This is a genomic window from Verticiella alkaliphila, from assembly GCF_018904615.1.
In the GTDB taxonomy this organism is placed as follows: Bacteria; Pseudomonadota; Gammaproteobacteria; order Burkholderiales; family Burkholderiaceae_B; genus Verticiella; species Verticiella alkaliphila.
Genome location: NZ_JADCNH010000002.1, coordinates 133,967 through 157,070, shown reverse-complemented (window position 1 = coordinate 157,070; position 23,104 = coordinate 133,967). Strand labels below are relative to the sequence as shown.

23 protein-coding genes, 1 tRNA gene and 2 pseudogenes are annotated in these 23,104 nt (G+C 68.4%); 8 read left to right on the top strand and 18 right to left on the bottom strand.

Annotated features, from left to right (window positions below):
• Positions 1-12: 12 nt before the first annotated feature.
• Positions 13-189, bottom strand: a pseudogene (locus IMZ29_RS23165) (DNA-binding response regulator); the annotation flags it as partial.
• 278 nt (positions 190-467) lie between these two features.
• Here IMZ29_RS23165 and IMZ29_RS02310 point away from each other — a divergent pair.
• Both IMZ29_RS02310 and IMZ29_RS02305 read left to right on the top strand, forming a co-directional pair.
• On the top strand, positions 468-1,700 hold the full coding sequence (locus tag IMZ29_RS02310) for a CaiB/BaiF CoA transferase family protein (protein WP_216179927.1): 1,233 nt from the start codon (positions 468-470) through the stop codon (positions 1,698-1,700).
• A gap of 21 nt (positions 1,701-1,721) precedes the next feature.
• A complete protein-coding gene (locus tag IMZ29_RS02305) occupies positions 1,722-2,453 on the top strand; it encodes a TetR/AcrR family transcriptional regulator (RefSeq protein WP_216179926.1) in 732 nt (243 codons plus the stop codon).
• A 2-nt stretch (positions 2,454-2,455) separates the two neighbouring features.
• Here IMZ29_RS02305 and IMZ29_RS02300 read toward each other — a convergent pair whose 3' ends face one another.
• The 5 genes from IMZ29_RS02300 to IMZ29_RS02280 all read right to left on the bottom strand — a co-directional run bounded on the left by IMZ29_RS02300 (position 2,456) and on the right by IMZ29_RS02280 (position 7,393).
• Positions 2,456-3,454: a Bug family tripartite tricarboxylate transporter substrate binding protein gene (locus IMZ29_RS02300; RefSeq protein WP_216179925.1), complete on the bottom strand. Its 999-nt coding sequence runs from the start codon at positions 3,452-3,454 to the stop codon at positions 2,456-2,458.
• A 74-nt stretch (positions 3,455-3,528) separates the two neighbouring features.
• Positions 3,529-4,650 carry an acyl-CoA dehydrogenase family protein gene (locus IMZ29_RS02295; RefSeq protein WP_216179924.1) on the bottom strand — a complete coding sequence of 374 codons (1,122 nt, stop codon included), beginning with the start codon at positions 4,648-4,650 and terminating at the stop codon, positions 3,529-3,531.
• A gap of 9 nt (positions 4,651-4,659) precedes the next feature.
• Positions 4,660-5,877 (bottom strand): acyl-CoA dehydrogenase family protein, encoded by a 1,218-nt coding sequence (locus IMZ29_RS02290; RefSeq protein ID WP_216179923.1) that lies wholly within the window; start codon positions 5,875-5,877, stop codon positions 4,660-4,662.
• A gap of 17 nt (positions 5,878-5,894) precedes the next feature.
• Positions 5,895-6,635 carry an enoyl-CoA hydratase/isomerase family protein gene (locus IMZ29_RS02285; protein WP_216179922.1) on the bottom strand — a complete coding sequence of 247 codons (741 nt, stop codon included), beginning with the start codon at positions 6,633-6,635 and terminating at the stop codon, positions 5,895-5,897.
• Positions 6,632-7,393, bottom strand: a complete 762-nt coding sequence (locus tag IMZ29_RS02280; protein WP_216179921.1) for a GntR family transcriptional regulator — start codon at positions 7,391-7,393, stop codon at positions 6,632-6,634. Before IMZ29_RS02280 ends, IMZ29_RS02285 begins: the two co-directional genes overlap by 4 nt.
• 230 nt (positions 7,394-7,623) lie before the next feature.
• Here IMZ29_RS02280 and IMZ29_RS02275 point away from each other — a divergent pair, with 230 nt between their 5' ends.
• Both IMZ29_RS02275 and IMZ29_RS02270 read left to right on the top strand, forming a co-directional pair.
• Positions 7,624-8,838: a hypothetical protein gene (locus tag IMZ29_RS02275; protein WP_216179919.1), complete on the top strand. Its 1,215-nt coding sequence runs from the start codon at positions 7,624-7,626 to the stop codon at positions 8,836-8,838.
• A 40-nt stretch (positions 8,839-8,878) separates the two neighbouring features.
• Positions 8,879-9,226 (top strand): Rap1a/Tai family immunity protein, encoded by a 348-nt coding sequence (locus IMZ29_RS02270; RefSeq protein ID WP_216179917.1) that lies wholly within the window; start codon positions 8,879-8,881, stop codon positions 9,224-9,226.
• 10 nt (positions 9,227-9,236) lie between these two features.
• On the opposite strand, the gene IMZ29_RS02265 is transcribed toward IMZ29_RS02270, so the two are convergent.
• The 5 genes and pseudogenes from IMZ29_RS02265 to IMZ29_RS02250 all read right to left on the bottom strand — a co-directional run bounded on the left by IMZ29_RS02265 (position 9,237) and on the right by IMZ29_RS02250 (position 14,677).
• Complete coding sequence (locus tag IMZ29_RS02265; protein ID WP_253206672.1) at positions 9,237-11,651, bottom strand: TonB-dependent receptor; 2,415 nt, start codon at positions 11,649-11,651, stop codon at positions 9,237-9,239.
• A 138-nt stretch (positions 11,652-11,789) separates the two neighbouring features.
• Complete coding sequence (locus tag IMZ29_RS02260) at positions 11,790-12,539, bottom strand: FecR family protein (RefSeq protein ID WP_371820085.1); 750 nt, start codon at positions 12,537-12,539, stop codon at positions 11,790-11,792.
• Positions 12,540-12,620: 81 nt separating this feature from the next.
• Positions 12,621-12,776, bottom strand: a pseudogene (locus IMZ29_RS23160) (DUF4880 domain-containing protein); the annotation flags it as partial.
• Positions 12,773-13,297 (bottom strand): sigma-70 family RNA polymerase sigma factor, encoded by a 525-nt coding sequence (locus IMZ29_RS02255; protein WP_216179910.1) that lies wholly within the window; start codon positions 13,295-13,297, stop codon positions 12,773-12,775. The gene IMZ29_RS02255 and the pseudogene IMZ29_RS23160, both read right to left, overlap by 4 nt.
• A gap of 213 nt (positions 13,298-13,510) precedes the next feature.
• The gene (locus tag IMZ29_RS02250; protein ID WP_216179907.1) at positions 13,511-14,677 is read right to left on the bottom strand and encodes a mandelate racemase/muconate lactonizing enzyme family protein; all 1,167 of its coding nucleotides are present in this window, start codon (positions 14,675-14,677) and stop codon (positions 13,511-13,513) included.
• Between the two features lie 104 nt (positions 14,678-14,781).
• On the opposite strand from IMZ29_RS02250, the gene IMZ29_RS02245 reads away from it, so the two are divergent.
• Positions 14,782-15,687 carry a LysR family transcriptional regulator gene (locus IMZ29_RS02245; protein WP_216179905.1) on the top strand — a complete coding sequence of 302 codons (906 nt, stop codon included), beginning with the start codon at positions 14,782-14,784 and terminating at the stop codon, positions 15,685-15,687.
• 62 nt (positions 15,688-15,749) lie between these two features.
• Here IMZ29_RS02245 and IMZ29_RS02240 read toward each other — a convergent pair whose 3' ends face one another.
• Positions 15,750-16,457, bottom strand: a complete 708-nt coding sequence (locus IMZ29_RS02240) for a TetR/AcrR family transcriptional regulator (RefSeq protein WP_216179902.1) — start codon at positions 16,455-16,457, stop codon at positions 15,750-15,752.
• A 51-nt stretch (positions 16,458-16,508) separates the two neighbouring features.
• Entirely contained in the window at positions 16,509-17,033 is a 525-nt protein-coding gene (locus IMZ29_RS02235) for a LysR family transcriptional regulator (RefSeq protein WP_216179900.1), read from the bottom strand.
• Between the two features lie 106 nt (positions 17,034-17,139).
• On the opposite strand from IMZ29_RS02235, the gene IMZ29_RS02230 reads away from it, so the two are divergent.
• From IMZ29_RS02230 to IMZ29_RS02220, 3 genes are all read left to right on the top strand, one after another.
• The gene (locus IMZ29_RS02230) at positions 17,140-18,279 is read left to right on the top strand and encodes a TauD/TfdA family dioxygenase (protein ID WP_216179898.1); all 1,140 of its coding nucleotides are present in this window, start codon (positions 17,140-17,142) and stop codon (positions 18,277-18,279) included.
• 26 nt (positions 18,280-18,305) lie between these two features.
• Complete coding sequence (locus tag IMZ29_RS02225; RefSeq protein WP_216179896.1) at positions 18,306-19,169, top strand: isocitrate lyase/PEP mutase family protein; 864 nt, start codon at positions 18,306-18,308, stop codon at positions 19,167-19,169.
• 134 nt (positions 19,170-19,303) lie between these two features.
• The gene (locus IMZ29_RS02220) at positions 19,304-19,777 is read left to right on the top strand and encodes a hypothetical protein (protein WP_216179894.1); all 474 of its coding nucleotides are present in this window, start codon (positions 19,304-19,306) and stop codon (positions 19,775-19,777) included.
• Between the two features lie 81 nt (positions 19,778-19,858).
• On the opposite strand, the gene IMZ29_RS02215 is transcribed toward IMZ29_RS02220, so the two are convergent.
• The 5 genes from IMZ29_RS02215 to IMZ29_RS02200 all read right to left on the bottom strand — a co-directional run bounded on the left by IMZ29_RS02215 (position 19,859) and on the right by IMZ29_RS02200 (position 23,094).
• Positions 19,859-19,949, bottom strand: a tRNA-Ser gene (locus tag IMZ29_RS02215).
• A 92-nt stretch (positions 19,950-20,041) separates the two neighbouring features.
• Positions 20,042-20,881 carry a carboxymuconolactone decarboxylase family protein gene (locus IMZ29_RS02210; protein ID WP_216179892.1) on the bottom strand — a complete coding sequence of 280 codons (840 nt, stop codon included), beginning with the start codon at positions 20,879-20,881 and terminating at the stop codon, positions 20,042-20,044.
• Positions 20,882-20,979: 98 nt separating this feature from the next.
• A complete protein-coding gene (locus tag IMZ29_RS22530) occupies positions 20,980-21,630 on the bottom strand; it encodes an SDR family oxidoreductase (RefSeq protein ID WP_371820070.1) in 651 nt (216 codons plus the stop codon).
• Positions 21,567-22,139 carry an SDR family NAD(P)-dependent oxidoreductase gene (locus IMZ29_RS22525; protein WP_253206670.1) on the bottom strand — a complete coding sequence of 191 codons (573 nt, stop codon included), beginning with the start codon at positions 22,137-22,139 and terminating at the stop codon, positions 21,567-21,569. Before IMZ29_RS22525 ends, IMZ29_RS22530 begins: the two co-directional genes overlap by 64 nt.
• A gap of 187 nt (positions 22,140-22,326) precedes the next feature.
• Positions 22,327-23,094: an SDR family NAD(P)-dependent oxidoreductase gene (locus tag IMZ29_RS02200; protein ID WP_216179890.1), complete on the bottom strand. Its 768-nt coding sequence runs from the start codon at positions 23,092-23,094 to the stop codon at positions 22,327-22,329.
• Between the last annotated feature and the right edge of the window lie 10 nt (positions 23,095-23,104).

Genomic DNA, 23,104 nt, shown 5'->3' with positions numbered 1-23,104 from the left:
AACGATCTCCGGCCCGCTTACGTGCGGGACATGCCAGTCCATCACGAAGGCATCGAACGTCTCTCGGCGCAGGTCGCGCAGCAACGTGCGGCCGTCGTCGTACACCACGCATTCTCGATCCGGCGCGCGCAGCGCGCGGCAAATCAATTCGGCATGAGCGGGCTCGTCTTCCAGGATGGCAATTCGCACGATGGCAGCGCATCAGCCGTGCGTTGGTGATCCATCACGCGATCACACGTCACGCACGTCTCTGATACATAAAGTTAATAAATCAAACGAGACATGTCACCTGCTTATGACCAAAGATCATCGGGTGTTTATGAATGTTGATCTTCCTGCCACGGCCGTGCAGCCTGTGCGACCGGCGGGGCACGCAGGGAAGCTGCGCATTGCGCCGATTTAATTCACGTGATTTACTTTCCGACGACACGGGGATTGTCGCCCCCGACCACGTGGAGGCAAAGCGCATGTCGCAGATGTCAGACACCCGACCGCTGGCGGGGATACGGGTACTGGAGTTCGGCCAGTTCATCGCCGTGCCCGGCGCGGCGATGCTCCTCGCCGACATGGGCGCGGACGTCATCAAGGTGGAAAGCCCCGAGGGCGACAGTGCCCGTCGCTCAGCCTCGCTCGGTCTGCAGTCGCCCATGTACGTGGGCTACAACCGAAACAAGCGTGGCATTGCCATCGACCTGCGCAGCGAGGACGGGCGAGCAGTCGCCCGGGAGCTGGCGCTTGGCGCGGACGTCGTGCTGCAGAATGCGCGCGCCGGCACCCTGGAGCGGCTGGGTCTGGGCGCCGCAGCGCTGCGCGCGATCAAGCCCGAACTCATCTACGCCTCGGTCTCGGGCTTCGGGCTGGCGGGCCCCTCGCGGGCGCGGCCGGGCCTGGACATCGCTGCCCAGGCCGAGAGCGGCATGATGTCGATCACGGGGGAAGCCGGTGGCGGGCCTTTGAAGGTCGGCTTTGCCGTCGTGGACGCGGCCACCGCCCTGGCGCTGTGCAGCGCCATCACCGCGGCGCTGTTGCGGCGCTTTCGCACGGGCGTGGGCGAGACCATCGAGACATCATTGCTGCAGGTGGCGGTGCAGTTGCAGACGCAGATCTGGTCTGAGTTCCAGCACACGGGCAAGACGCCCGCGCGCGTGGGCAATCGCCAGCCCATGGCCGCACCCGCGGCGGATCTCATCCCCGTGTCCGACGGCTTTCTCGTGATCTCCGCCTACCTGGAGACCCACTTTCGCCGGCTGTGCGAGGCCATCGGACGGCCAACGCTCGCCGACGACCCGCGCTTTGCCACCAACGCCGCCCGCGTGACCAACCGCGCGTCACTGCTGCCGGAGATCGCAGCCGGCCTGAGCCACCTCACGGGCGAGGCGGCGCGCGAGAAGCTCGAATCTCACGGTGTGGTGGTCGGCATCGTGCGCGCGTATCCGCAAGTGCTGCAAAGCGCCGATGTCCTGGCCGAGGGCCTCTTCCAGCCTGTGGACAACGGCGAAGGCCGCGCCATTGCGCTACCGGGCCTGCCCTTTCAACTGGCCGACACGCCGCTGCCGCCGGCCACGCCCGTGCCGCGCATCGGCCAGCATTCCGTAGCCATCCTGCAGGAGGCCGGTTTCACCGCCGAGCGCATCCAGGCGTTGCTCGACGCGGGTGCGGTGCTGACCGAGACGGCCACCTGCGACGCGCCGCCTGCCTGAGCTCTTGTCTACACTGGCGGCATGTCATCCCCCGTCCCCGCCTCTTCGCCGCAGGGCCCGCGCAAGCGCGGCGCCACCCTGCCCGCCGACGCCAGCCGCGCTGGCGCCACGATCCAGGATCTGCTGGAGACCGCCGAACGCCTCTTCGAGGAGAAGGGCGTGGATCATGTGTCGCTGCGGCAGATCGTGCTCGCGAGCAAGCAGAAGAACCTCGCCGCCCTGCACTATCACTTCGGCTCGCGCGCGCATCTCGTCACGGAGCTGCTGCGCATCCGGCGCGAGCACGTCAACGCACGGCGTCACCGCCATCTGGATGCGCTGGCATCACGGCCCGGCCCCGTCACCTTGCGCGACGTCGTGAGCGCCTCCCTGCATGCATTGGCCGACACGATCGCCGAGGAGCCCTGGGGGCGGCGCTACGTGAGCGTGCTTGCACAGACCACGTTCAGCCCGCAGCTGCGCGCCGATGGGGTCACGCTGACGGCAATCTCCGGCGTGCTGCGGGTGCACGATCTGGTCGGGCGCGCACTGCCCGACCTCGATCCGGATACGCTGCAGCGGCGGCTCGCGTGGTTCACGCAGACCATCGTGTATTCGCTCGCCCAATGGTGCCGCACGCATGCCGATCTCGATCCGCCCGCCTACGCTGCGTACGTCGAAGACTTGGTGGACTTCTGTGTGGGCGGGCTGCAGGCCGAGCCGCGCACGCCCGGCATCGCGGTGCCGGGCGTCGTGAGCCACGCCACGTCCTAGCCCTACTCCGCCTTCAGGCCGGCCGTCTGCACGATCTTGCCCCAGGACACGATGTCGTCCTTCACGAGCTGACCGAACTGCTGCGGCGTACGCGGCTGGCCCGGGCGCAGGTACATCGCCAGGAAGCGCTCGCGCTTGGCCGGGTCGGCAATGATCGTGTTGACCGCCTCGTTGATGCGGGTGACGACCTCCGGCGGCAGGCCCTTCGGGCCGAAAATGCCCAGCCATGAGGCGTTGTCGAAGGTCAGCCCCTGTTCCGTCATGGTGGGCACTTCGGGCATGCTCACCACCCGCGACGGCCCACTGATCGCGACCGGCCGCACACGCCCGTCGCGAATGTGCGGCAAGGGCGAGATCGAGTCCGTGAACGCGATACGCACGTGGCCCGCCGCGACGTCGTTGGCGCACTGCGTGGCCGTCTTGTACGGGATGTGGCGCATCTTCAGGTCACGCTGCGACTGCAGGTACTCCATGGTGAGATGACCGCCCGAGCCCACGCCCCAACTGCAGTAGGACAACTCCTCCGGGCTCGCCTTCACGTAGGCCACGAGCTCGTCGAGCGTCTTGACGGGCACCTCGCCGTTCACCACGAGCATGTTGCCCGAGCCGCCGCTGATCTGCGCGACCGGCGTGAAATCCTTGACCGGATCGTAAGGCAGCTTGGCGATCAGCCAGGGATTCATGGTGTGCGTGGCCGAGTACGTGAAGAGCAACGTGTATCCATCCGGCTTGGCGCGGGCGACATACTCGCTGGCCAGAATGCCGTTGGCGCCAACTTTGTTCTCGACGATCACCTGCTGCTTGAGCAGGTGCGTGAGCTCGTCGGCGACGAGGCGGGCCGTCTGGTCGGTGATCGCGCCCGGCCCGGACGGCGTGATCATGCGGATGGCGCGCTCGGGATACTCGGCCGACGCCGGCGTGGCCGCGAGCGCCAGCGGCGCGGCGCACAGGGCAGCGGCCAGGGTGGCAGACGTGAAGGAATGATGCGCGAACGTGAACATGATGGCCGTGTCTCCGGAAGTCGTGCGTTGCGACAGTTGCCCGCCGTGCCGGCTCGGCACGACGGGGTTCGGCGTCAGTCCTGCACCGCGAGGCGCGCGAGGTGCCACGCGGTATCACCGAATAGGTTGGCAGCGGCGGCGAGCCGCTTGTAGCAATGGCCGACGCGGTACTCGTCGGTCATGCCGATGGCGCCATGCAGCTGGACGGCATCCTCGCCCACGCGACGACCCGCAGGCGACACGAAGGCCTTGGCCAGCGACACCGCGCGTCGGCGCGCAGCCGGCGCATCGTCGAGCCGCGCCGCGGCGGCCTCGGTGATGGCTCTTGCCTGCTCGATGGCCACGAACATGTCCACCAGGCGGTGCCGCACGACCTGGTTGTCGGTGATGGCGCGGCCGAACTGCCGCCGTTCGCGCAGGTAGGCCTGCGTGAGCGCCAGCGCCTGCGCCATGGCGCCGACGGCCTCGCCGCAGAGCATCACCGTGGCGTGATCGATGGCGCGCTCGACGGCGGGCCACGCGCCACCGACGGAGCCGATGCGCGCGGTGTCGTCCACGAGCACGCTGGTCATGCCCACCTGCGCCGTGGTCCGGCCGTCATAGGTGGGCAAGGCGCGCAGGGACACGCCTTGCGCATGTCGCGGCACCGCAAAGAGCGTGAGACCGCCGGTGTCCCGGGTTTCGCCCGACGTGCGGGCCAGCGTCAGCATCGTGTCGGCCTGTCCGCCGCCAAGCACCAGCGTCTTCTCGCCGTCCAGGCGCCAACCGCCGGCGCCACGACGTTCCGCCAATGTGCCGACATGGCAGGCGTCGTAGCGCGCGCCGGGCTCCCAGGCCGCCAGCGCGAGGCGTTCGTCGCCGGCAACGAACGCGCAAAGGCGCGCCGCCTGGCCCTCGGCATCCAGGGCGAGGAGCAGCGGCGCGCACAACGCCGCGTTGGGTAGCCAGGGCTCGGCGACCAGCGCGCCGCCCAGTTGCTCGGCCAGGGCGAGCTGATCGAGCGGCCCGCCATAGCCGCCCACGGCTTCGGGCATGCCGACGCCAAGCCATCCCAGTTCGGCGAACGCCCCCCAGTGCATCGGCGCCTCGTCCCATGCGGCCAGGGCCCGCGTGCGCTCGGCAAAGTCGTAGTTCCTGGCGAGGTAGCGCGCGACGCTGTCCTGGAAGAGGCTCAGGTCGTCATCCGTCGGTGACATCGCGATCTCCTAGAGGCCGAGGACTTGCTTGGCCAGCACCTCGTGCTGGATCTCGCTGGAGCCACCGGCAATGGTGTAGCCCCGCGTCACGAAGCGCCGTGCCGAGGCAGAGGGCGCGTACTCGGATCGACCCAGCTGCGGTGCAGCGGGCGTGAAGTGCGCGTCGCGGTCGTAGGCTAGGGTGTCCGGCCCCAGCGCATCCACCGCCAGGTTCTCGATATCCTGGATGAGCGTGCTGCCCACGAGCTTCAACATGCCGGTCTCAGGCCCCAGGCGATGGCCGGCCTCGGCGCGCTGGCGAAAGCGCAGCACCGTGGCAGCCAGTGTCTCGAAGCGCACCTCCAGGGTGTGGAAGCGTTCGGCGAACCACGGGCGCTCGCGCAGCGGCACGCCCGCTTCCTGCACCGATTCGCCGATCGCTCGGACCTTGGCCAGACGCCGTCGGTTTTCCGCCACGCGAGCCAGGTTCAGCCGTTCGAACTCGAGCAGCGACTTGGCGATCGCCCAGCCGGCGTTCTCCTCGCCCACGCGCTGCGCGACGGGCACCTGCACATCCTCGAAGAACACCTCGTTGAAGAGATGCCAGCCATGGATGCCGATGATGGGCCGCACGGTGACGCCAGGGCTCTGCATGTCGATGAGCAGAAAGCTGATGCCGTGCTGCGCACGCGCCTCGACATCGGTGCGCACCAGGCAGAAGATCCAGTTGGCGTACTGTGCGTAGGACGTCCAGATCTTGCTGCCGTTGACCACGTAGACGTCATCGCCATCCACGCGCTGCCGCTCGGCGCGCGTCTTCAACGAGGCGAGATCCGAACCGGCGTTGGGCTCGGAGTACCCTTGGCACCACCAGTCCTGCAGATCGAGGATGCGCGGCAGGAAGTACTGCTGCTGGGCCGGGCTGCCGTAGCGGATCAGGATCGGTCCCAGCATCTCGAAAGTGATCCCGCCCATCTCGGGCGCGTGATGGGCCACCATCTCCTCCTGGAAGACGGCCCGCTGCGCCGGGCTCCAGCCCTGCCCCTGCCAGGCCTGCGGCCAGTGCGGCACGAGCCAGCCGCGCGCGGCCAGACGCGCCTGCCAGGCCAGCATCTCGGCCTTGCTGATCTCCAGACCGAGTCTCACCTTCTCGCGCGTGGCGGTGGGCAACTCGGCTTGCACGAAGGCGCGCACGTCCAGGCGGAATGCCTGCAACGCCTGCGGCGTGAGTGTGAGGGCTTCGGTCATGGCGATTCCTGGCGGGTTCAGAGCCGCGGGGGCGGAGCGAGCGGGAGATCAGTACCCGCGGGGCGCGCCTGAGCGCAGGCGCCCAGCCAATCGCGCGGCGGCATCTGGGCTCGCGCGGCACGCAGCGCCGTCTTGACGGCAGCCACGCCGGCGGCGGGATAGGCGCCGATCTGTGCCGCAAGCGCGTGCGCGCGCGTCACCACGTCCGCGTCCGGCACCACCTCGGTGGCCACGCCCAGACGCAGGAGCTCGGGTGCGGCGACGCGCTCGCCCAGCAAGGCGAGCCGGGCGGCCACGGCTTCGGAATGCCGCAGGACGAGCCAGGCAAGATTGCGCGGGGCCGCCATACCGATCTGGATCTCGCCCACCTGCAGGTAGGCCGTCTCGCCCGCGATCAGCACATCCCCCGCGAGCGCCAGGGCGGCGCCGCCATTGATGGCATAGCGCTCGAGCGCGACGACGAGCACCTTGGGGCTTTCCAACAGCAGACCGTGCACGTCATCCCACGCCTGCGCAAAGCCCGCCTTCCAGGCGGGTGCGGGCTCCGCCGCGAAGGCTTTCAGATCCAGGCCCGAGCAGAAGGCGCTGCCCGCACCACGCAGCACGATGGCGCGCACCTCGGCATCGGCATTCACGGTGCGCAGTGCCTCGCCCAGATCCGCGGCCAGCGTGCCTTCGATGGCGTTGCGGCGCTCAGGGCGGTTGAGGACCACGTCGGCCCAGCCGTCGTGGCGTGTCCAGGTCACGGCAGGCATCATGCGTCCTCCTCGGGCCAGCCGTGCAGCGTGGCGCGATACTCCATCACCTCGGGCGCGCCGAAGGTTTCGCTGTAGACCACTGGCACGCGGTCGTAATCGAAGCTGGTGGTGAGGATCCGCAGCAACGGCGTGCCCGCCTCACGGCGCAGCCGGCGGGCGAGGCCTGGCTCGGTGGCAACTGCCTGCACGGTGACGCGGGTCTTGGCGGTACGCAGGCCGAGCACGCGATGCAGGACATCGTTCACGTCGTGCTCGACCAGGTCCTGCGTCGCAAGCCGTTCGGCAAGCGGCGGATCGAGATAGGTGGTGCCGATGGCGAACGGGGCGTCGTCACGATAGCGCATCACGGTGAGCGCGCCCACGGGCGTCCCCGCGATGAGGCCAAGGGCCTTGGCGACTTCCGCGTTCGCGGGCACGGTGCGTTGTGACACCAGGCGGCCATGGGCACGGAACCCGCGCTTGCGCATGGATTCCAGCACGCCCACCAGCGGCGATTGCCCGCCGGGCGCACCAGGCTGACTGACGAACGAGCCGCGTCCGTTCACCGTACGCACCAGCCCGCTTGCCTGCAACTCGGCCAACGCCTGGCGCACGGTGATGCGGCTCACGCCGTGCTGCGCGCTCAGCTGCGCCTCGGACGGCAGCTTCGCCCCGGGCGGCAGCTCGCCGCGCAGGATCGCCGTGCGCAACGCGTCCCGCACCCGGGCGAACAAAGGGGATTCAAGACGGATGTCGATGGATTCGGGAGAGTCGGCCATGAGCGCCTAAGCTGTCATAACAGGTTTGCCTGTCATAATAGGTAGGTGCGACGGCCGGGGTCAATCCCGGGTTTGTACGGACATGCCTGGGCCTATCACCTCGGATACATCGGGACACGACTTTGGGCTGAACGGGTGTCCGTGCGAGACCAGACACGCCTGCGCATGACCAGCGTTGACAAAGTGTGCGAGTGAGACAATGCCCGATCTCGTGTCGCACTGGAGTCACCATGCGTCCTGCTCGACCTGCTGCACCTCGCCGAGGCCTCGCTCATCGCGCAGCGCTTGGCCTTGCTGTCCTCGTCACGGTGCTGGTGCCGCTGGTCGCAGGTCATGCTGCCGCCCCGGATCCGCGCCGCGAAGCGCACGGGATGGCCACGGCGCGAGATGCCGACGGCAAGACGCTGATCTTCTACAGCGCCGGGCGCCGGCCTGCCCCTGGCAGCAGCTGGCACCACGACGTCGTGGTGGCCCGCTGGCATGACGGCGTGCTTGAGAAGCCCACGCCTTTCATCGTGCGCGAAGAAGCTCAGGAGCCCGTCTCGGTGGCCCAGGCGGCCAGTGGCAACATCCTCGTCACCTTCGAGGATGGCTGGGATGCCAACGGCAGCGTGACGCAGCGCTACGGTGTGTACCGGAACACCCTGGAGGAAGTGGCACCCTACCCGCGTGAGGTCAAGCGCGGCGGGCATTCCGGCCATGCCGCGGCCGTGGGCGACCGATTCGTGGTGGTGTATTCGGACGAGTGGATCCATGGCGGTGGCGTGGACGACCTGGGGAGTGGCTTCGGTGTCTACGCCGCCGTGTACGACGCCAAAGGCGAGCAGCAACACACGGTTGCGTTGGCCGATGCCCGGCGGGAGTGGTGGCCGGTGATCGCCGGCGGTGGCGAGACGGCCATGGCGGTGTGGCAGCGGTTCGTGCCCGGCACCCGTCAGGCGGCGCTCGTGGCCGCCCCCATCGATCCGGTCTCCGGCAAGGCCGGCGGGGCCGTGGTGTTGCATCCTGCCGTGAATTACTACACCTATCACGTGGCCTGGCTGCCAGCCATCGAGCGCTTTCTCGTCGTGGGCACGGCCGGCCCGCGCGGCTTTGCCCGGCTGCTGGACGGCCAGGGCAAGGTGCAGGCAGAGCTGGACTGCCTGCCGCCCAGCGTGCGCGAAGCGAGCATTGCGGTGGCGCCCACGGCCGACGGCGATCGCGGCGCCGTCGCCTTCACGCCCGTCCAGGGGGGCGGACTGATGGCGATCCAGGCGTCGCCGCAGGCCCTGCGCGCAGCCGGCACCCTGGACGACGGCCGGCGCGAGCCGTGGCCGCCCAACGGCGGAGTCGGCCTCTTCACACAGCGCGGCGAGATCGACTGGTTCTACTTCATGGGAAGCGATCTCGCGAGCCGACGCTTCGCCCCCTCCGCACCGCGTGGCGCGACGACGTGCCGCGGCTAGCTGGCTAGAATGCCCGCTGGACGTTGCCACGAGATCGCCCATGCGTACGTTTGCCTGCCTTGCCCTCGCCGCCCTTCTTCCTCTGTCCGCCCACGCCGCACCGGCGCGCACGTGGTCGACGAGCGGCGCGGAACTCCTCCAGACATTGCGCGGTCAGCTCCGCGATGGCTCCGCCATGCCCGAGGCCGGCACGGCGCAGGCGCGCCAGCGTGCGCAGGCCTACGTCATGGGCATCGCCGATGGCTTGGCGGCGCAGGGAAAGTGCGACGCCACCGGCGTGCTCCCGCACGAACAGGCCGCGCGCGTCTTTGAAGCCCTGCAGGCTCTGCCCGCCGAGCGCCTGCAGGGCCCGGCGGCGCCGCTCGTGGCAGCGGCGCTGGCCTGCTGAACCCCCGGCGTCAGAACTCGGCCGACACGGACAGCAGTGCCGTGATTGGCGCGCCGACGGTCAAGCCTTCGCGTGCCGCGGACTGCCAGTAGGTCTTGTTCAGCACATTCTCGATCGTCGCGCGCACCACCATGGGCGTGCCGCCCGCGTCGAACGCGTAGCGCGCGCCGATGTCAACACGCGTCCAGCCCGGAATCGACTGGGTGTTGGCGACGTCCACGTACTGACGCCCGGTGCGCAGCACGCGCGCGGTGAGGGTCAGGCCTTCCAGGAACGGGGTGTCCCATTCGGCCGAGGCGTTGAACTGCAGGCGGGACACGGCCGGCGCCTGGTTGCCGTCGTTCAGGCCGCCCGCCGTGCGCACGAGACGCGCATCCGTGTAGGCGGCCCCACCCAGGAGGCGCACGCCAGGCAGGGGCTCGCCTTGCACGAGCAGCTCCAGGCCGCGGTTGCGCTGACGCCCATCCACCACGAAGCGCAGGGAAGATGGCTGCAGATAGCTGCTGGGGCGCGTGATCTCGAACGCGCTCAGCGTGGCGGCGACGCGACCCGCGTCGTACTTGATGCCCACTTCGCGCTGGCGGGACACCTCAGGCGGGAAAACCTCGCCGGCGTTGGTGGCCGTGCTCGGCGCGGTGGCGCCCTGGTTCAGGCCCTGGATGAAGTTGCCGTAGAAGGACAGACGATCCGTGGGGCGCAGCACCAGCGCCACGGCGGGGGTGACGGCCGATTCCGCGTAGCGCGACGTGCGATCGCCCGACGCTGCATCGAAGCTCGAGACCTCGACGTGCTGGTGGCGCAGACCCGCGGTGAGCTGCACGCGGCCATCGGCAAAGGAGATCGTGTCGGCCAGTGCCACGCTGCGCAGCCGATTCTCGGTGGCAAGTGGCAACGGACCCGAGATGCGGATGTCCGGTCGCGCAATGGCAACGGGATCATAAAGGTCCGAGAACACCGTCGTGGTGCGCACGCGCCGGGCGTGGTAATCCACGCCCAGGCCACTCACGCTCAGCACGGGCTCATGCTGCAGCGGCCCCGTGCGAAAGCGTCCGCGCAACCCGACCTCGCCCGTCACCGAGGTCAGGCTTTCGTTCAACGCCGACGGATTGGTGCCGATGCCGCCCGCATCGTCGAGCATCAGAAACGTGGTCTGCAGGCTTTTGAAGTCGTGGCGACGGGTGCCCGCCGCCGCGTACAGCGTCCAGTCCGGCGTGAGATCGAACTCGCCGCGCACGGTGCCGGACGCGTCCTTGGCATCCCAGTACGTCCAGTCCGGGAAGAAGGTGTGTCTGGCATCTGGCGCGGGCGGGATGCCGATACCGGACTCGGGCGTGAGCAGCAGACCGCTGCGCGCATGCGTCACGCGATCCTGATAGTTCACGTCCACGGCCATCCGTGCGCGCTCGCCCTGGTAATCCACGCCCAGGGCCAATGCGCCCAGGCGCTCACGCCCGCCTTTGACGACCATGTCGCCGTTCTGCCCCAAGGCGTTCACGCGCACGCCCCAGGCCTGGTTCTCGCCGAAGCGCCGGCCGATGTCCGCATGGGCGCCGACCTGACTCTTGCCGATGTAGGAGAGCGTGAGCCGATTGAGCGGCGTGGGCCCCGCCCGCTTGGGCACGAGATTGATGGCCCCGCCCAGCGAACCATAAGGCGCCATGCCATTGAGCAGCGCGCTCGGGCCGCGCAGCACCTCCACGCGCTCCACGCCGATCAGCGAACTGGCGTTGCGCGGCGTGATGCCGTAGAGGCCGTTGAAGGACACATCGTAGTTGTAGAGCTGAAAGCCGCGAATGTTGAACTCGTCGCGGCCTGCGCCCCGCGCATACGTGTTGCGCACAGAAGGGTCGTCCATCAGGATGTCGCCGATGGCCTGGGCCTGCGTCTCCTCGATGCGCTGCGCGGTGTACTGCGTCACGCTGAACGCGGTATCCAGGTTGTCGCGATCGCCCAGCATGCCGAGTCGGCCGCCCTGCGCCACCTGACCGCCCGCATACGCCGGCGGCAGCCCCGTCGCACTGCCCGTCCCGATGACGGTGATGGCCGACAGACGTGCCACGGCCGCCCCGCTGCCTTCGATGAGTCGGAACTGCCCCCAGGCGTCGGCGCGTGCGGACAGCCCCGTGCCCGCCAGCGCACGGTCCAGCGCAGCCGCCGGCGCGAATGTCCCCTGCACGCCCGGGCTGGACCGCCCCTCGACCTGGGCGGGCGCCGCCGCCAGCAACACGCCGGAGACAGCGGCCACGCGGGCCAGTACGACGTTGAGTGGGCCTGCCGGGATGTCGTAGCGGTGTGACGACGACGGCGTCACCGCCGGGGCCGCCTGCGCGTGCGCCGTGCCGACGCTCAGCATCGGGCCCGCAAGCGCCAGGGCCAGGGGCAGCAGCGCCAGGCAGCGCGCGGGTGGTGGGGAGGGAAAAGACATGACGGGAGTCCTGGGTTCGGGAGGAGGACGTCTTCGCACGGCCAGCATCCGGCCCGCGCGAGGCGCTTTCTCCTTATTCGAACGAGGGTGCGAGAAGCGGAACCGCGACGAGCGGAACCGCGACGCCAGGCTGAGCCGCTACGCCAGACGCTGCACGTGCAGCCAGCCCGGCAACCAACGCCGCACCTGGATCGGCATGACCGAAGCCAGCATGTGCAGCGCACGCACCGGATCCTGCGCGGGGTAGCTGCCAAAGACGCGCAGGCTCGCCACCTCTGCCGACACGCTGATGTGCCCGCCGTAGTAACGCGAAAGTTCTCGGGCCATGTCGGCCAGAGGGAGGTTGTCCGCGATGACCACGCCCCGCGTCCAGGCATCCCGCGCCGCCTCGGCCGGCGTCGACGGCATCACCGCTTCTGACGAGAACCAGGCCTGCTGACCGGCCGCCACGATGGCCTCGGCACCGGTGCGCGTGGTGATGGCCATCGCGCCCTCGTAGACCGCCACCAGCGTGGCGGCGGACGCCACCCGTGCCGTGAACCGGGTGCCGAACGCGCGCAGCCGGCCATGGCGCGTATCCGTGACGAAATCGCGGCCAGGCGCGGGCCGCGTCCGCACCTGGATCTCGCCGGCAAGCAGATGCAGACGCCGTAGCGTGCCGCCGAAATCCACGTCCACGGCCGACAAGGCGTTGAGCCAGAGCGCACTGCCGTCGGGCAGCGCCATGCGCCGGATCTCGCCCACGCCGGTGTGCACGTCGGCCGTCCAGGCCAACGCACGCACGGGCAGCTCGGTATGACGCCAGGTGGCCCACCCCAGGCCACCCGCGGCGATGGCAGCGCCCCAGGCCAGCATCCGGCGGCGCGACACGCCCGAAGGCTCACGCACGCGCTGCAACGTCTGTGCAGCGGCGTGACGGGCGGGACTATCCTGGACCGCCGTGAAGCGGGTCCGTATGCGTTCCACATACCCCCACGCCTGCCGATGCTCGGGCGCGCCATCGAGCCAGGCCTGCCAACGTTGCCGGTCCGCCGGGGAGGCATCGCCCGAGCGCAGCAGCGCGAACCATGCGGCGGCCGCCGCCAGCGCCGCGTCCGGCGGCGGCGAGCCAGCAGGCGCGGTCATGCGGCCAAGGCCTCGCCCGCTTCCAGGCGCAGACAATGCAGCATGGCCTGCGCCACGTACTTGCGCACCATCCGGGTGGACACGCCCAGCGCCTCGGCCACTTCGCGGTCGGTCATCTCGCAGGCCATCGAAAGCACGAAGGCCTGCGCCGCGCGCGGCGAGAGCTGGCGCAGCATGGCATCGATCTCCTGCAGCGCCTGGAGCACGATCACCTGGTGCTCGGCCGAAGGCACGACGGCCTCAGGCTGTGCGGCGAGCGCCTCCAGCCAGGCCTGCTCCAGGCTACGGCGACGCCACAGGTCCACGCACAGGCCCTGCGCCATCGTGCGCAGATAGAGCCGGGCCTGCGGCACCGTCTCGAATCGCAAGGGTCGGCGCAGCAGGCGCACGAAGGCATCCTGGGCCAGATCGGCGGCGTCGCAGGCATCGCCCAGACGGCGCGTGAGCCAGTGCTGCAGCCAGCCGTGATGCGCGCCGTACAGGCCCGCCACGGACGACAGGGACGATTCCGAACCGCTCACGATGCGCCAAGCCCCAGGGAATTAGATGGGAATAATTATCAATCCACCGAATTATGCGGGCTGCGCCCGGCCTTGGCAATGCACACGTAGGCGATGTCGCGTCGTCGCTCTCGCCGAGGATCGAGCGCGCGAAACCGGGCGGCAGGCAGAAGCCCGGCGCCCGGCAAGGGGGACCACAATCGCGGCGGAGGGCTGGGCCCCGCCGCTACCGCATCAATCCGACAGCGCCTTCATTTCCTTGTACAGATCCGCCTTGCCTTCGAAACCGATGCCGGGCAGATCGGGCAGCGTGACGTAGCTGTTCTCCACCCGCACGCCATCCGGGAAGCCGCCGTAGGGCTGGAAGAGATCCGGGTAGGATTCGTTGCCGCCCAGGCCCAGGCCGGCCGCGATGTTCAGCGACATCTGGTGGCCGCCATGCGGAATGCAGCGGCTCGCGGACCAGCCGTGTTCCTTGAGCATGTCCAGCGTGCGCAGGTATTCGACCAGGCCGTAGCTCAGCGCGCAGTCGAACTGCAGCCAGTCGCGATCCGGGCGCATGCCGCCGTAGCGGATGAGGTTGCGCGCGTCCTGCATGGAGAAGAGGTCTTCGCCCGTGGCCATCGGGTTCTTGTAGAAGGCGCGCAGCGCGGCCTGCAGTTCGTAATCCAGGGGATCGCCGGGCTCTTCGTACCAGAAGAGGTCGTACTGGGACATGGCCTTCGCGTACTGAATGGCGGTTTCGAGATTGAAGCGGCCGTTGGCGTCCACGCACAGCTTCTGGCCGTCCTGCAGCACTTCCATGATGGCGTCGATGCGGCGCAGATCCTCGTCCAGCGAAGCGCCACCGATCTTCTTCTTCACCACCGTGTAGCCGCGATCCAGGTAGCTGCGCATCTCGTCCTGCAGCTTGCGGTGATCCTGGCCGGGGTAGTAGTAGCCACCCGCCGCATAGACGAAGATCTTGCGGTTGGGCTTGCCGTCGCCGTAACGATCGGCCAGCAACTGGAAGAGCGGCTTGCCTTCGATCTTGGCCACCGCGTCCCAGACGGCCATGTCGATGGTGCCGATGGCCACCGAGCGCTCGCCGTGGCCACCGGGCTTCTCGTTGGTGAACATGGTCTTCCAGATCTTGTGCGGATCCAGGTTGGTGCCGGCGTCGTCCACGAGCGAGGCCGGATCGGCTTCCAGCACGCGCGGGATGAAGCGCTCGCGCATCAGCTTGCCCTGGCCATAGCGGCCATTGGAATTGAAGCCGTAGCCCACGACCGGCTTGCCATCGCGGATGACATCGGTGATGACGGCCACGAGGCTCAAGGTCATCTTGCTAAAATCGATGTAGGCATTGCGGATGGGCGAACTGATCGGAACAGTCTTCTCGCGGATTTCGACGATCTTCATGGCAGGTCTCGGTAAGGTGCAGCAGACACGCCAGATTGTGGGCGCGGCTGCGAGCGCTGACCAATGCTCTTTTTCGCTGGCTTGATGCGTCTGACGAACCGACCATGAATCTCATCTGGCTAGAGGATTTCCTCGCGCTGGCCGCCTCCGGCAACTTCTCCCGTGCCGCCGAGGATCGCAACAGCTCCCAACCTGCCTTCAGCCGGCGCATCCGCGCGCTGGAAGAATGGCTGGGCGTCGATCTCTTCGACCGCAGCTCGCAGCCCGCCCGTCTCACAGAAGCCGGGCGATGGTTCATTGAGGTCGCGCAGGAAACCCTGGAGCGCGTGGCGCGCCTGCCGGGTGACGCGAAGAAAGTGGCGCAGATGCGCGCCGATACGCTGCGCATCGCGGCCACGCATGCCTTGTCGTTCACGTTCCTGCCGCACTGGCTGCACAGCCGGGCCGCCGCCGCGCCCGTGCAGCTCATGTCGGATTCCCTCGCACGCTGCGAGGCGATGATGCTGCAGAGCAAGGTGCAGTTCCTGCTGTGCCATGCGCATGCACACATGGCCGATCCGCTCGCGCAATCGCACTTCGATTCCGTGCGTGTCGGCAGCGACGTGCTGGTGCCTGCCGCCCAGGCGGATGCCAACGGACAGCCGCGCATCCTGCTTCTGGGCAACGCTGATCCTGTGCCACTGCTGGACTACTCGGAAGACTCGGGCCTGGGCCGCATCCTGCACCATGTCATCGGCCGCCGACTGGCCGCCGTGCCACGGCGCGCCGTCTTCACCGCGCCGCTGGCCTCGGCGTTGCGCAGCATGGTGCTGGAGGGGCGCGGGATCGGGTGGCTGCCGCTGTCGCTGGTGCAGGACGATCTGCAGCAAGGCCGACTCGCCCGCGCGGCGGATACCGATTGGGACGTGCCGGTGGACATCCGGCTGTATCGGGATCGGCAGCCCTTGTCGATGGCGGCTGAAGCGTTCTGGACGCTTGCAACACAGGGGGCGGACAGCCCGCTCGCCTAGCTGACGAACCATCCGACTCGCTGGACACCCGCCGCAGCTAAGAGCGGCAGGTCAGTGCAAGGTCAGGACCGGGTCGGGCGCCGGCCAAATCCCGTCAGGATCATCGAGATCACCCGGCCTACCTGCGTCTTGTCGAGCACGTAGGCCGGCGTCGCGGGCAAGGTCGCGTCTGAGGCCTTGGCCAGCAGCTCGAAGCGCCGCGACACCGGATCCAGGTTGGCGAGCATGTGGATCGCCACACCGCGCGCGTACTCGTAGTGCCAGATCGCCTCCTCGCGCGTCAACGCGGGGCAAGCTCGCGCGATCGCCTCGATGAACCGGCCCGCGACGTGCCCGTTCAGGTCAAAGCTTTGATACCCCGCTCGCGCATCGATGCGCATCTGGAAAACGCTGCGCACATACAAGCTGCCGCCATCTTGCGCGCGTGACACGTCCAGGATCGGCTCGATGAGCGCCGACAGGATCTGGGCGCGCTTCAATGGTGCGCCGCGCGCGCGCTCTTCCAGTGCATCCAGGCGCGCCAGGCGCTCTCGGTTGACATCCCCCGTGATCTCGTTGGTGGCCAATGCCACCAGCGCATCCTTGGACTGGAAGTAGTAGTTCACCGCAGCGCCGTTCGCGCCGGAGGCCGCCGTGATGTCTCGCACGGTCGTCCCGTTGGCGCCCTTGCGCGCCACAAGCTCCTTGGCCGCGACCAGGATCGCCTGCCGCGTCGGATTGGCACGGTCCGTGCCTGCATCGCTGCCGAGCTGGAGGTCTCGAGAATTCATGGCCTTGCGTGCCGCCTCATCAGGATTTTCATGGATTTCGAAGGTCTTGCGTCATCGCGTGACGGAGGGCGGCGCAATGAGAACCAGGGCTTTCTTCGCCACCGGCGTCCAATGCAGGGTGGCGGTGGCGCCCGCAGTGGCCTGCGCGACCAGCGCGGCTTCGATGTCGCCCGCCTTGAGCGCGGCGGTGAGCGTGGTGGTACGGCCCCGCATCAACTGCAGCTCGAGGCCCGGATGGTGGCGCTTGAGCCAGCGCACCGCGCCCGGCAGCACCACCGCCTGCAGATTCTCGATGATCCCCAGCCGCACGGTGCCGCGTACCCGTACGTCGCTTTCCTTGCGAAGCACGTCGAGCCCATCCAGCGGCTCGCCCATCAGCTGCACGACCTGGAAAGCGAGCGGCGTCGGCCGGGGATGCGCCCCGGAACGGTCGAACAAAGGCTGGCCAAAGAAGGCTTCGAGCTGCTTCATCTGCATGCTGATCGCACTGGGCGTCACGTGCATCTCTGCCGCCGCGGCCGCAAAGGTGCCGCCGCGAATGACGGCGCGCAGGGCAGCGAAGGCGGCGAGCTTCATCAAATATCCTTATCCCAAAGATCAAACAACGGCGCTGTTCAGGCCAGGTGCGCCTGCTTAGACTGCTGCAATCGCATCTCGCATCTCACGCCTAGGGGATCATTATATGAACGCACAAATCAACGTCGCCGCTCAGCCGCAGGCCTGGACGGCCGCCCAGGTCGAGCAGGACCACTCGTGGATCCTGCGACTCTCGCCGGACAACGTTAGCGATCTGCAAGCCGCGCTCGCCCACGCCAAGACGTGCGGCAAGCCCCTCCTGGAATGGTCGCATGCCGAGTTCCCCCTGCCCGAACGCACGAAGGCCGTGCTGTCGCAGGCCATCGCCACCACGCAAGGCCGCTGGGGCATGTGCCTCATGAAGGGATTCCCCGTCACCGAGTGGAACGAGGAAGAGACCCGCATGGTGTACTGGGGGGTGGGCCTGCACATGGGCGTGGGCCGGCCGCAGAACCGCGCGAGCGACGTCATGACCGACGTGCGCGACGTGGGCGGCTCCTACAAGGTCAAGGGCGGCCGTGGCTACAACACCAATGCCGAGCTGGACTTCCACATGGACTCGTGCGATGTGGTGGCGCTCCTGTGCCGCCGCACGGCCAAATCCGGCGGTGGCAGCAAGGTGGTGAACTCGATCGCGCTGCGCGATGAAGTCGCCCGCCTGCGCCCGGATCTGCTCGCCGTGCTGCACGAGCCCTTCTACCACAGCTATCAGGGCGCGCAGGATCCCAGCCAGCCGCCCTTCTATCGGCTGCCGATCTTCGGCAACCATCCCACCCACTTCTCGGCGCGCACCAACCGCAAGAACACGGTGGCGGCCCAGCGCGACTTCCCGGAAGTCCCGCGTCTCACCCCGCAACAGGTCGAGGCGCTGGATCTGCTCGACGAGTTGATGGCCAGCGACAAGCTCTGCTACACCATGACGCTTGAGCGCGGCGATCTGCAACTGCTCAACAGCTACGTCACGCTACACTCGCGCACGTCTTTCGAAGACCACGAAGAGCCCGACCAGAAGCGCCACCTGCTTCGCCTGTGGCTGGCCGTGCCGAGCTCGCAGCCGCTGCCGGACGACTGGGCCGAGTACTACATCGACGTGCGCGCCGGGGCGATCCGCGGCGGCATGCGCGGCTCGGCCATCACCCCGGAGTTCCTCGAGTACGAGCAACGCCATGCCAAGGCGATGAACATGCCGTTCGAGGCGTGGGCGCCGAAAGTGCGCAAGGAAGACGTGGCCCTCGCCGCCGAATGACGGCTTACGCCACAACCAGGATTTTCATGACCCCCTCTCTCAAGACCCGCCTTGCCCAACCCGGCGCCGTACTCGCCCCCGGCGTGTATGACGCCCTGTCCGCTCTCGCCGCAGAACAGGCCGGCTTCGAGGCTCTGTATCTGTCCGGCGGTGCCGTGGCCTATACGCAGCTCGGCCGCTCGGACGTGGGCCTGACCACCGCCAAGGAGACGGTGGACGTGCTCGCCCGCATCACGGATCGCGTGCGCACGCCCATCGTCGTCGATGCCGACACGGGCTACGGCAATGCCTTGAACGTGCAGCGCACCGTCCGTGACATGGAGCGCGCAGGCGCTGCCGTGATCCAGCTCGAAGACCAGACCTTCCCCAAGCGTTGCGGCCACCTGGAGAACAAGTCGCTGGTCTCGCAGGCCGAGATGTGCGGCAAGCTGCGCGCCGCCCTGGACGCCCGTCACTCGCCCGAGACCCTCATCATGGCCCGCACCGACGCGGTGGCCGTGGAAGGCCTGGACGCAGCGATCGAGCGCGCCGAGGCATATCTGGCCTGCGGCGTGGATCTGCTCTTCATCGAAGCCGTGCGTGGCGCCGAGGACATGGACCGCGTCTGCGGCCTCTTCGCCTCGCGCGTGCCGCTGCTCGCCAACATGGTCGAAGGTGGCAAGACCCCGATCCAGAGCGTCGACGCGCTGCAGGCACGCGGCTACAAGCTCGTGATCTTCCCGGGTGGCACGGTGCGCTTTCTCGCGAACCAGATGCAGCGCTACTTCCAAAGCCTGCGCGCCACGGGTTCGACAGCGGCGATGAAGGAAGAGATGCTGGACTTCGACGGGCTCAATGCCGTGATTGGCACGCCGGAGCTGCTGGCGTTGGGCAAGCGCTACGAGGGCTGAGCCTGCCCGCAGCGAGAGAAGGCCGCACGCACCCGCACGCGGCCTTCACCCGCCTTGGATCGCGACGCCATCGCGCGCGTTGGTTCGATGCGCTAGGATGCCCCTTCTTTCAGGCACGGAAAGGTCATCGAATCATGCGCATCCTCACAGTGTCCGGCCTCGTGCTGGCGGCCGCCACACTCACCGCCTGCTCCCCGATGGGCAAGGCCCAAGGCAATGACGTCGCGGTAGCCGCACAGCGGCTGATCGGGCAACCGGCGTCCGCCGCGATCGAACTCTTCGGCAAGCCCGACCAGGGTTTGGGGCCCTCCTCCTACGGCAGCGGCGGCTTCTACGCTTGGCATCGGCTGCAGACCCATATCGGGCCCGAAAAGATCTTCGTCAAGACCGGACGCGAACAGGTCGGCACGCGCACGACCTACGCGATCATGCGCGGCCAGGGCGTGGCCGCCAAAGTGCCGGTGGGCACGCAGGCGGTCTATCGCCCCGTGGGCTACTACACCGACGACCTGGTGATCGACTACCTCTGCAACATCACCTTGATGACGGACGCCAAGGACATCGTGACGCAGGCCACGGTGGTGGACTGCGTGGACAATCGGAAGTAGGCAACGGCATCTGCAGGCTGTGGCAGCTTCAGACGTGAAAAAGCCCGCTGCTCCAAAGAGCTAGCGGGCTTTTTGAACTACTGGCGGACAGAGGGGGATTCGAACCCCCGATACGCTTGTGACGTATACACGCTTTCCAGGCGTGCGCCTTCAACCACTCGGCCACCTGTCCTGATTCTGTCGCGCACGCAGGGGAATGACTCACCCGGCATTTGCGAATCCGCGATTCTAGCAGGTTTTGACAAGCTCGGGTGGCTTTGGCCTTCAGGCCGGGTGCGTATCGTCGGCCGATGCCATGCCGGCGTACGTCCCGGCCCCCAGCGCCGCGCCATGCACCGACAGGTGCGCGCCCAGCTGGATGGCCTGCAGGAGCTCGCGGTCGGTCACGCCCAGGCTCAGCGCGTGGCGGATGACGCTGCGCAGGGCGGTCGGGTTCTGGCCGGAGAAGCAGCTGTGCAGGGCGGTCTCGACGATGGCGCGGTCGGATGGCGTGAGGCCCTGGGCGGCCGGGCGTCCGTGTTCCACGAAGTCGAGCAGCGCGGCCAGATACGATGGGTCCACCGCATGCAACCACGCGATCGCCTGCTCACGGCCGGGCACCAGCAGGCGGGCTCGGTCGATCACGCCGTCGGCATCCGAGCGTGTCGGGCAGACGCGACCCACGCCCGTAGCAGCCCACCCGGCCTCTTCGGCCAGCACTTCCACGCTCTGGTAGACCGCATCCACGCCTTGCAGCGTGACGAGGTGCAGCACGTCGAAGATCTCGGCAGGTGTGGCGCCCGCTTGCAGGGCGTATGTCATGTGTACCTGCAGGCCGGTGGGAAACAGGTGCGTGGCGGACGAATCCAGTGCCACGTAGACCAGCTCGACCATGCGCTCGCTGAGCGGGCCTGTCCGCGCGGGGTGGCCGGCGTAGTCCGCATAGCGTTGCAGGAACGCCGGGTTATGCGCGAGCAGCGCTTCGGTCCAGGGGCGCCAATAGCCGCGTTCGGCGATGAAGTGGGCCTTGATGGCCTCGCGGTCGATGGCGTCCGTGCTGCCTGCCTGCGGCGATCCGGCCGGCCTCGGGTCGGACTGAGCGGCAATGCGCGAAGAGTGGTCCATAGCGTCTTCCGTGCGTCGTTATGCTTGTGCTTGGCGAGGGATTGCCAGGGACACATCGTCTGTGGCGTGCGCACTAGCCGTGTGCAATACCTGGCCCGTCAGATATTGTGCGCGGGCGCCGCGACGTACCGCAGCAACGCGCCGTGCGTCTGCGGCGTGGCGTCCGGTGCCACGGTGACAGCATTGATGCGCAAACCCTTGGCGCCCAACTCGCACGCGAGCGTGGCGATCAGCATGCGGGCCGCGCCCAGATCGCCTGCGGCTTGCCAGTCGTCCTCGGCTGGAGCCTCAGGCAGCAGCACCGTCAGGCTGGCGGATGCGGGGTGTTCACGCACGAACGCCGCCGCCGCGCGATGGACGGCCTGCCAGGGGCTGGCCGCGTGCAAGGCCGAGGCATCGACCACCGCGGAGTAACCGTCCACGGCATCCGCGGCAAGCGCGCTCCAGCGGTTATCGTCATCGCCCATCACACGCAAGGCCAGCGCCGTGTCGGCGGGCGCCGTCGCGAGCTCGGTCGGCTCATACGGCACGCCGCCCGTGAAGACGGACGTGCCGCCATCCAGCGACAGTACTTGGCCCGCCAGCGGCCGTGCCGCCTCGCTCGCGAGGAACACCAGCGCATCGGCCATCTCGTCGGGCTCGGCCATGCGGCCCAGCGGCACGCGAGCCACCGCAGCGCGCGGGCTCAGGCGCCCGGCAGTGATGAGGCTCTCGACGAGCTCCGTGCGCACGAAGCCCGGGCACAGCACGGTGACGCACCAGTCCGGGCGGCGCGCGCCAGGGCCTTAGACTGCGTGATGACGCCGGCCTTGGTGGGACTGTACATGCCGCGCCAGGGAATGGCACGCAAGCCCGCGCCCGATGACACATTGACGATGCGGGCACCGGCGCCGAGCCGACCGGCAAGCGCCTGCACCATCGCAGCGGGGGCTTTCAGATTGAGCGCCACGAGCCGGGCCTGCTGCTCGGGCGTCTGCTCCACCAGCGCCGTGCCGCTCGTGTCAGACATGCCGGCGTTGTTCACCAGCGCGTCGAGGGCCGGCACGGCCTCGCCGAGGCGCGCAATGGCATCCGCATCGGTGAGGTCCAGCGGGATCGACACATGCGGCTCGGCGGTCGGCCGTAATGTAGGCACCAATGCCGACAGTGCGTCGGCATTGCGGTCGACCAACACGCAGCGCCAGCCAGCGTGGGCGAATCGATGGGATGCGGCACGTCCGATGCCAGAGGCGGCACCGGTGATGAGGACGGTGGGCATGCTGTCTCCTGCGCTTGTGTTCTTGATGTTGTCCTGCCACAGCTATCGACACGCCAGGATCGCGGCCACCGGCGGCGACTTCCTGTCACGACGCGGCGCTCAGGTCTTGAGCGCCCGGCGCGTCTGGCATCGATCCACGCTGGCGTACGGTGGGGCGATGCGGGTCAGGACCGCACCGCCGCCACGCCTACAGATTGCTGAACGTCACACCGCCATCCAGCACCAGCGCCTGCCCGGTCACGAAGCCGGACTCGTCACCCGCCAGGAAGCAGATGCCGCGGGCGATATCCTCCACCGTGCCCAGGCGGCCCAGCGGTGTCGTGGCCACCCGACGCGCATCGCGCTCGGCATTGCGGTTGCGCTGCGTGCCTTCGGTCGGAATGGCCGACGGGCACACCGCGTTGACGCGGATGTTCTGCGCGCCGAGTTCGGCCGCGGCGGCGCGGGTGATGCCGACGATGCCGGACTTGATGCCCGAGTACACCACCGAGTTCGGCGCCGAGCGCAGCGCAGCCGTGGAGGCCACGTTGACGATGACGCCACCGCGCTCGGCGTCCATGGCGGCAACAGCGGCCTGGATACCCCAGATCACGCCCTTGAAGCCCACGGCCAGCATGCGGTCCATGGTGTCTTCGGCGATCTCCGGCACGGCCTGGTAGCGCACCCAGGCCGCGTTGTTGACGAGGATGTCAAAGCGGCCACCGCCCTGCTCATGGGCAGACTGCACGGCCGCATGGATACCGTCGCGGGTGGAGACGTTCTGCACCACCCCGAAGGCCTGGCCACCCGCGGCACGGATGCTGGCCACGGCGGCCTCGACGAACTCTTCCTTCAGGTCGTTCACACCGACGATGGCGCCGCGGGCGGCCATCTGGTGGGCGGTTTCGCGGCCGATGCCGTTGCCGGCACCGGTGATGAGGGCGACGCGCCCGGCGAGATCCTGTTGCATGGTCATGTGATCCTGG